This window comes from Allobosea sp. CER48, assembly GCF_044752385.1.
Taxonomy (GTDB): Bacteria; Pseudomonadota; Alphaproteobacteria; order Rhizobiales; family Beijerinckiaceae; genus Allobosea.
Map to the genome: position 1 here is coordinate 1 of NZ_JBIWYK010000173.1, position 6,265 is coordinate 6,265.

The window sequence follows — 6,265 nt, forward strand, 5'->3', positions numbered from 1 at the left end:
GTCACGCCGGGCACTGTCGGCCTGCAGCGCTCGATGGACCCGAAGGAGTTCATCGGCCTCGCCAACCTGGTGTGGTCGCCGGTTTCCGGCCTCGACATCGGCGTCGAGGTTCTCTACTCGCACCTCGACATGCGTCAGCCGGTCGTGGCCGTCGACAACTTCGGCAACCGTTCGGTCGCTACGCGCCTGATCAAGAGCGAAGACACCGTCGCCGCTCGCCTGCGCATCCAGCGCGACTTCTGATCGGTTCTCCGATCCTAGTCGGAAGCCCCGGGGAAACCCGGGGCTTTTTTGTTGCGCGCGCCCGGTATGGCCCCGCCGGCACCGGTCACGAACGCGATGATCTTGTGAGGACTCGAGCAGCGACCGTAGCGCCCTTGAGGCTAATGGCGTGCTGACTTGGTTCCTGCCCGCCCGGGATCGCGGCAGGCGAGAGCAAGCGACCGCAGATGTTCGATATGGTCGGTCCTGAAGCTGGCAGGCGATCGCAGGTTCTCGACGTGGCCGGCGGCCACGTGAGCTTCAGCCCGGCTGGCGTTCGGCGCGGGCGATGAGCTTGCCGATGCGGCGAACCAGGTCCTTCGAGCTCAGCAGTGGCGCATGGCCCTGCCCGGGGACGGTGACCGTTTCGCAATCGGGGTGGCGATCGGCCATCTCCTGCAAGGTTGCCTCAGCGAGAAGGTCTGAATTGGCGCCGCGGATTGCCAGCAGCGGCATCGTCCTCAGTGCGTCGAAATAGGTCCACAGCACCGGCAGGGGCGCTTCCAGATCGAGCTCCTCGAGCACCTTCATCAGCCTGATGTCGTAGTCGGGCCGCAAGGCGCCGTCGCGGTCCGTCCAGGTTCGGCGCGCCATCACCTCCCATTCCGCGTCGCTCAGCGCCGTGAACTGCTGGTCCGAGAGCCGCTTCAGGATCTCTGCGCCCTCCGAGAAACTGCGCGGCACGGGCAGCTTGCCGACATAGCCGCGGATACGCAGCAGGCCGCGCGCATCGATGACGGGCCCGACATCATTGAACACCGCGCCGCGGATCACGGCGGGGCGCGCCGTTGCAAGCGCCATGGTCAGCAGTCCGCCGCGGGAGGTGCCCACGAAGACGGCCTGATCGATGCCGGTCGCGACCAGGGTCTGCATGAGGTCGTCGAGTTCGATGCGGATGTCGTAGTTCTTCCAGTCTCTGTCGAATTCGGACAGTCCGCGCCCGCGATAGTCCAGCGCCAGCACGCGCCGCGGTTTGGCTTCGTCCTGCGAAAGGACCAGGGCCAGTTCGTGAAAGTCCGCCGCGGTGCGGGCGAAACCCGGCAGGCAGATCACCGGCAACGCCGTCGCCTCGAGCGGACCATAGTCGCGCAGATGCAGATTGAGCCCGTCGCGCGCGCTGACGAAGCGGGAGGTAAAGGCGGAGTCGCTGGCCATGAGGAACTCGATATGGTGCGTTCGAGGCACCTAACCATGCTGATGCCGGGGGCGAAAGCCGGCATCGCCGCCGCGCTCCTCAGGAGGCTCCCCAGCTTCGCAGCTTGATGAGGCAGTTGTTGAAGCTGGTGAGCTCTTCCGGGGAGAGCACGGAGAGGAAGTCCCGCTCCATCTCTTCGCCCAGCCGGTCGGCCTCGCTGCGTATGGCCTCGCCCTTCGCAGTCAGGTGAAGGGCGACCTTCCGCGCATCGGCACTTTCGATCCTGCGCTGGACGTAGCCTTCGTCCACAAGCTTGCGCAGATGCTTGGAGATCAGCGTCTGCTCGATGAAGGTGGCCTCCGATAGTGCGCGCGACGATAGCCCCGGCTCGTCGCCGATGGCACGCATGACGCGCAGCTCGCGGATGTTGAGGCCGAGCCGGGCCTTGTAGACCTGCGACGCGCGCGCCATCGCGGTCTGGCTGATCTGGTCCAGCCGGAAGGTCAGGAAGGCGTCGCGCGGCGGCATCGGCGGTGCGTCAGTGCCGTTCGTTCTGGCGGCCCGCCAGCGAAAGGGCGAGCAGCGAGAGAGCGCCGCAGGCGAGCAGGTAGTAGGACGGCATCATGTCTGATCCGGTCCTGGCCACCAGCCAGGTCAGGGTGAAGGGGGCAAGCCCGCCGAACAGCAGCACGACGACATTGTAGGCGACGGACATTCCGGTCGAGCGGACATGGGTCGGAAACATGCCGGCCAGGAGGCCCGGCGTCGGCGCCCAGATCGCGGCGATCGGCAGCGCGCAGATCGCCTGGACCAGCAGCAGTCGCTCGAAGCTCGGCTCCGCCACCACGTAGGCGAGCAGCGGATAGGACAGCGCCGAGAAGCTGAGCATCCCGACGAGCCAGACGCTCATCGCGCTCCAGCGGTCCGCAAGGCGGCCCATGATTGGCACCAGGACGAAGAGCAGGATGCCGCCGATCAGCGAGCTCAGCATGGCGCTGGTGAAGGGCAGCTTGAGCTGGCGCACGACATAGCCCGGCAGGAAGATGAACCAGACATAGTTCGAGGCGGTGCCGGGGATCATGATGCCGCAGCAGCGCAGCAGCGCGCTGCGATGCTCGGCCAGCACGGCCCGGAACGGCGTGCGCACGGCATTCTGGCCGCCTTTGCTCTCATATTCCGGGGATTCGTCGACGAAGCGGCGGATGTAGAAGCCCAGCGGCGTGATCAGCGAGCCCAGCAGGAAGGGAATGCGCCAGCCCCAGCCCTGGAGCGCCTCGGGCGTCAGCAGCGTCGCCAGCGCGTAGCCGGAGAAGGCTGCGAGGGCCAGGGCGAGCGCCTGCGAGCACATCTGGAAGCTGCCATAGGTCATCTTGCGGCCGGGCGGGGCATATTCCACCAGCATCGCCGTGGCCGAGGCGAATTCGGCCCCGACGGAGATACCCTGCAGGATGCGCGCGATGATGACGAGGATTGGCGCGAGGATGCCGATCGTCGCGTAGCTCGGCGTCAGGCCGATCAGCACGGTCGAGAACCCCATGATCAGGATCATCACCGTCAGGATCGGTTTGCGGCCGAAACGGTCGGCATAGGTCGAGAGCAGCACGCCGCCGATCGGCCGGACCAGGAACGAGATCGCGAATGTCGCGGCCGTCAGAAGCGCCGAGACGAGCGGGTCCGAACTGGGAAAGAAGACCTGCGAGATGATGGTCGCGAAGAAGCCGTAGACCAGGAAGTCGTACCATTCGAGGCCATTGCCGATGACCGACGAGATGACGGCCCGGCGGACCATCGCAGGCGAACGCGCCCGGCCGAGAGGGATGGCGGCGGCAGTCATGCGCGGGCCTCTTGGGTCTGGCGCTCGACGATGCGGCACAGGATGCTGGCACCGATCGGGAGCAGGCGGTCGTCGAAATCGAAGGTCGGGTGGTGGCACATCGCGCCGGGCTGGCCGAGGAAGATGTAGGCGCCGGGCCATTGGCGCAGCATCAGCGCGAAGTCATCGGAGAAGGGCAGGGGCGCGAGATCCCTCCTGACCTTGGCTTCACCGAGCACGGCCCCGGCGGCGGCAGCCGCAGCGTCAGCCGCGTCCGGGTCGTTGAGGCAGGGCGGGCAGCTTGCCTTCCTGGTGCAGGAGACCGTGCAGCCCGACATTTCGGCGAAGCCGCGGCAGATGGCGTCGAGCTTCCGGACGATCAGCGCCTCGGTCGCCGGATCATAGGTGCGGATCGTGCCGCTGAGCTCGGCGGAGGCTGGAATGATGTTGGCGGCGGTGCCGGCGCAGAGGCGGCCGAGGCTGATGACGGCGGGCGCGAGCGGGTCGACATGGCGACCGACGATGGAGGATATCTCGCTCGCCAGCCGCGCAGCGACCTGGAGCGGATCGACGGTGGTGTGCGGAGCGGCGCCGTGGCCGCCAACGCCGTCGATCCGGATGTCGAAGACCGTGGTGCCGCTCAGCGTCGCGCCGGGGCGGACGGCCGCCGTGCCTTCCTCGTAGAGCGGGATCGTGTGCAGCGCGTAGACCTGCGAACAGGGGAAGCGCTCGAACAGCCCGTCGGCGATCATGCGCTCGGCGCCCTGGCCGATCTCCTCGGCAGGCTGGAAGATGAGATGGACCTTGCCGCGCTTCGGCGGGTTCGCGGCGAGATGGCGCGCGGCCGCCAGCAGCATCACCGTATGCCCGTCATGGCCGCAGCCATGGAACTGCCCCTCCTTGTTCGAGCGATAGGCGAGGTTGGTCTGCTCCTCCATCGGCAGGGCATCCATATCGGCGCGCAATCCGATGGTCGGCCCCTGCGCCGCGCCCTTGATGGCGCCGACGAGGCCCGTCCCGCCCAGCCCGCGATGTACTTCGATTCCAAAGGATTCGAGCGTCCGCGCGACGAAGTCCGAGGTCCTGAATTCCTGAAATGCGATCTCGGGATGGGCGTGAAGATCGCGGCGCCACGCCTGAAGCGTCGGCGCGAAGTCGGCAATGTCCTGCAGCATCGAAATCCCTCCGCTGCAGGAAACAGGTAATTGAATGTTTCAAATATTGCAATTGGCAGGGAAGATCGTTGCTTCGAAGCCGGAAGGAGAGGCGCGGCGGAAGGGACGACGCCTCGTTCCCGCGGATCAAACAGGCAAAGTTATTTCGGGAGGCAACGCAGGCGCTGCGACTGCGTCGAGGCGCGGGCCGCGACTTTGCTGGCCCGGGAGATGTCGGACGTGGCGGGGCGGAAGCGGCTAGTCTAGCTTGCCGCCGCGCTTCAGATCGTAGTCGATCAGATAGGCGGTGCGTTGATTCAGCCGCTCGCGATAGACCTGCAGGTTCTCCATCACGCGCTGTACGTAGTTGCGCGTCTCGGAGAACGGGATGCGCTCGACCCAGTCGACGGCGTCGACCTCTGGGTCGCGTGGGTCGCCATAGGCTGCGATCCATTTTTTAACATTGGGCGAACCGGCGTTATAGGCTGCGAAGGTCAGGATGTAGGAGCCGCGCCACTCCTTCAGCAGGTCGTTGAGGTGGGCCGCGCCCATCCGCGCTGCGTAGAGCGGGTCCTGGCCCAACTGCTGCCAGTCGAAGGGCAGGCCGGCTCTGCGCGCCGTCTCGCGCGCGGTCGCGGGCATCATCTGCATCAGGCCGCGCGCGCCGGCATGCGACATCGCGGCTGGGTCGAAAGCGCTTTCCTGTCGGGCGATGGCGTGGACGATGGCGCGCTCCATCGGATCGCCGAGCACGTCGAACTCCGGGATGCCGTTGACGGGATAGGCGGCCATGTCGAGTGGAAAGCCCCGTTGAAGCGCGGCCTTGCCGATGGCTACCAGCGCGCGGGCATCCGCCTCGCGCTGAGCGATCGCGGCGATGGCTTCCAGGGCTTCGGTCGTGTGCAGGCGCTGAGCCAGATCGTTCAGCATCAGCGTCGCAAGGTCGCGCTCGCCGATCCGGTAGAGCAGTCGCACGCCGCGATGGCCCGGCAGGGCTTCGAGGCCGGCGGCCGGGGTGCTCCGGAGCGAGAGACGATCAAGGCCCAGCTTCGCCCGCGCGAGCTGGCCGTAATAGGCAATCGGTTGTTCGGCGGCCTTGCCGAAGGCGGCTTTGGCCTCTTCGGCCTTGCCAAGCTCCTCATAGGCGCGGCCCTGCCAATAAGCGGCGCGCGCCACCGAGATCGGCGTCTCGCCGATGGCCGCGGCCGCCTGGAAATGCTTCAGTGCCACATCCGGCTTTTTCAGGAAGCGAAGGGCGAGGAAGCCCGCATGCCACTCCGCCTCGAGGCGTTCGGCATTGTCCTCGGCGCCGTGGCCGGCCGAGACCTCATAGGCCTTAGCAGGTTGGCCGGCATCGAGAAGCTTGCGTGCAATGATCCGCCGCTCTTCCCACCAGCCGTCGCCATCTCCGAGAACGGCAGGATCGCGCGGCACATTGGCGAGCGCCTTCACGGCATCGTCGAGCTTGTCGCCGCGGCGCGCCTGCTGAGCCTGAAGAAAGGCGAATGAGACGTCGCTGCGCACGGAAGCCGGCACGGCGGCGATCTGCTTTTCCGGAATCGGCCGGCGCGCGACGGCGCTGGCAAGCCGCGCCCGGGCCAGCACGACATAGTCGGCAGAGACACGGGCGGCATTGCGAAGCGCGGCCTCACCGCTCTCCTTGAACAGGAAGCGCTCGGCGCGCAGACGATGTTCGTCCTTCGTCAGCGCCGTCTCGAACTCCTTGAGGACGATCTTCTCCAGCGCCTGTCCGAACGGATCCTTGCGCCAGCTCTGCCGCACGAGCGCGACGGCCTCCTCCGTTCGTCCTTCCGCCTTGAGAGCGAGCGCAAGCGCGATCCGGCCCGCGGGGGAAACCGGTTGCTGCCCGTGGAAGAAAGCCCTGACGATGACGGGACTCTT

5 protein-coding genes and 1 pseudogene are annotated in these 6,265 nt (G+C 66.8%); 1 reads left to right on the forward strand and 5 read right to left on the reverse strand.

The genetic code is table 11. The annotated features are described in order from the left end of the window. Positions 1–243: pseudogene (locus tag ACIPIA_RS08540) on the forward strand (hypothetical protein); the annotation flags it as partial. Positions 244–522: 279 nt separating this feature from the next. Here ACIPIA_RS08540 and ACIPIA_RS08545 read toward each other — a convergent pair. From ACIPIA_RS08545 to ACIPIA_RS08565, 5 genes are all read right to left on the reverse strand, one after another. Then, positions 523–1,416, reverse strand: a complete 894-nt coding sequence (locus ACIPIA_RS08545) for an alpha/beta fold hydrolase (protein WP_400508535.1) — start codon at positions 1,414–1,416, stop codon at positions 523–525. Between the two features lie 79 nt (positions 1,417–1,495). After that, a complete protein-coding gene (locus ACIPIA_RS08550; protein ID WP_400508537.1) occupies positions 1,496–1,924 on the reverse strand; it encodes a MarR family winged helix-turn-helix transcriptional regulator in 429 nt (142 codons plus the stop codon). 10 nt (positions 1,925–1,934) lie between these two features. Continuing rightward, a complete protein-coding gene (locus ACIPIA_RS08555) occupies positions 1,935–3,230 on the reverse strand; it encodes an MFS transporter (protein ID WP_400508539.1) in 1,296 nt (431 codons plus the stop codon). Next, complete coding sequence (locus ACIPIA_RS08560) at positions 3,227–4,384, reverse strand: amidohydrolase (protein WP_400508541.1); 1,158 nt, start codon at positions 4,382–4,384, stop codon at positions 3,227–3,229. The genes ACIPIA_RS08555 and ACIPIA_RS08560 overlap by 4 nt, the downstream gene beginning before the upstream one ends. Positions 4,385–4,621: 237 nt before the next feature. Beyond that, a partial coding sequence (locus tag ACIPIA_RS08565) for a lytic transglycosylase domain-containing protein (RefSeq protein WP_400508543.1) occupies positions 4,622–6,265 on the reverse strand: 1,644 nt, incomplete at its 5' end.

Coding starts and splice junctions, on each gene's coding strand:
- ACIPIA_RS08550 (WP_400508537.1), bottom strand. CDS start 1,924: ATGCCGCCGCGCGACGCCTTCCTGACCTTCCGGCTGGACCAGATCAGC.
- ACIPIA_RS08560 (WP_400508541.1), bottom strand. CDS start 4,384: ATGCTGCAGGACATTGCCGACTTCGCGCCGACGCTTCAGGCGTGGCGC.
- ACIPIA_RS08545 (WP_400508535.1), bottom strand. CDS start 1,416: ATGGCCAGCGACTCCGCCTTTACCTCCCGCTTCGTCAGCGCGCGCGAC.
- ACIPIA_RS08555 (WP_400508539.1), bottom strand. CDS start 3,230: ATGACTGCCGCCGCCATCCCTCTCGGCCGGGCGCGTTCGCCTGCGATG.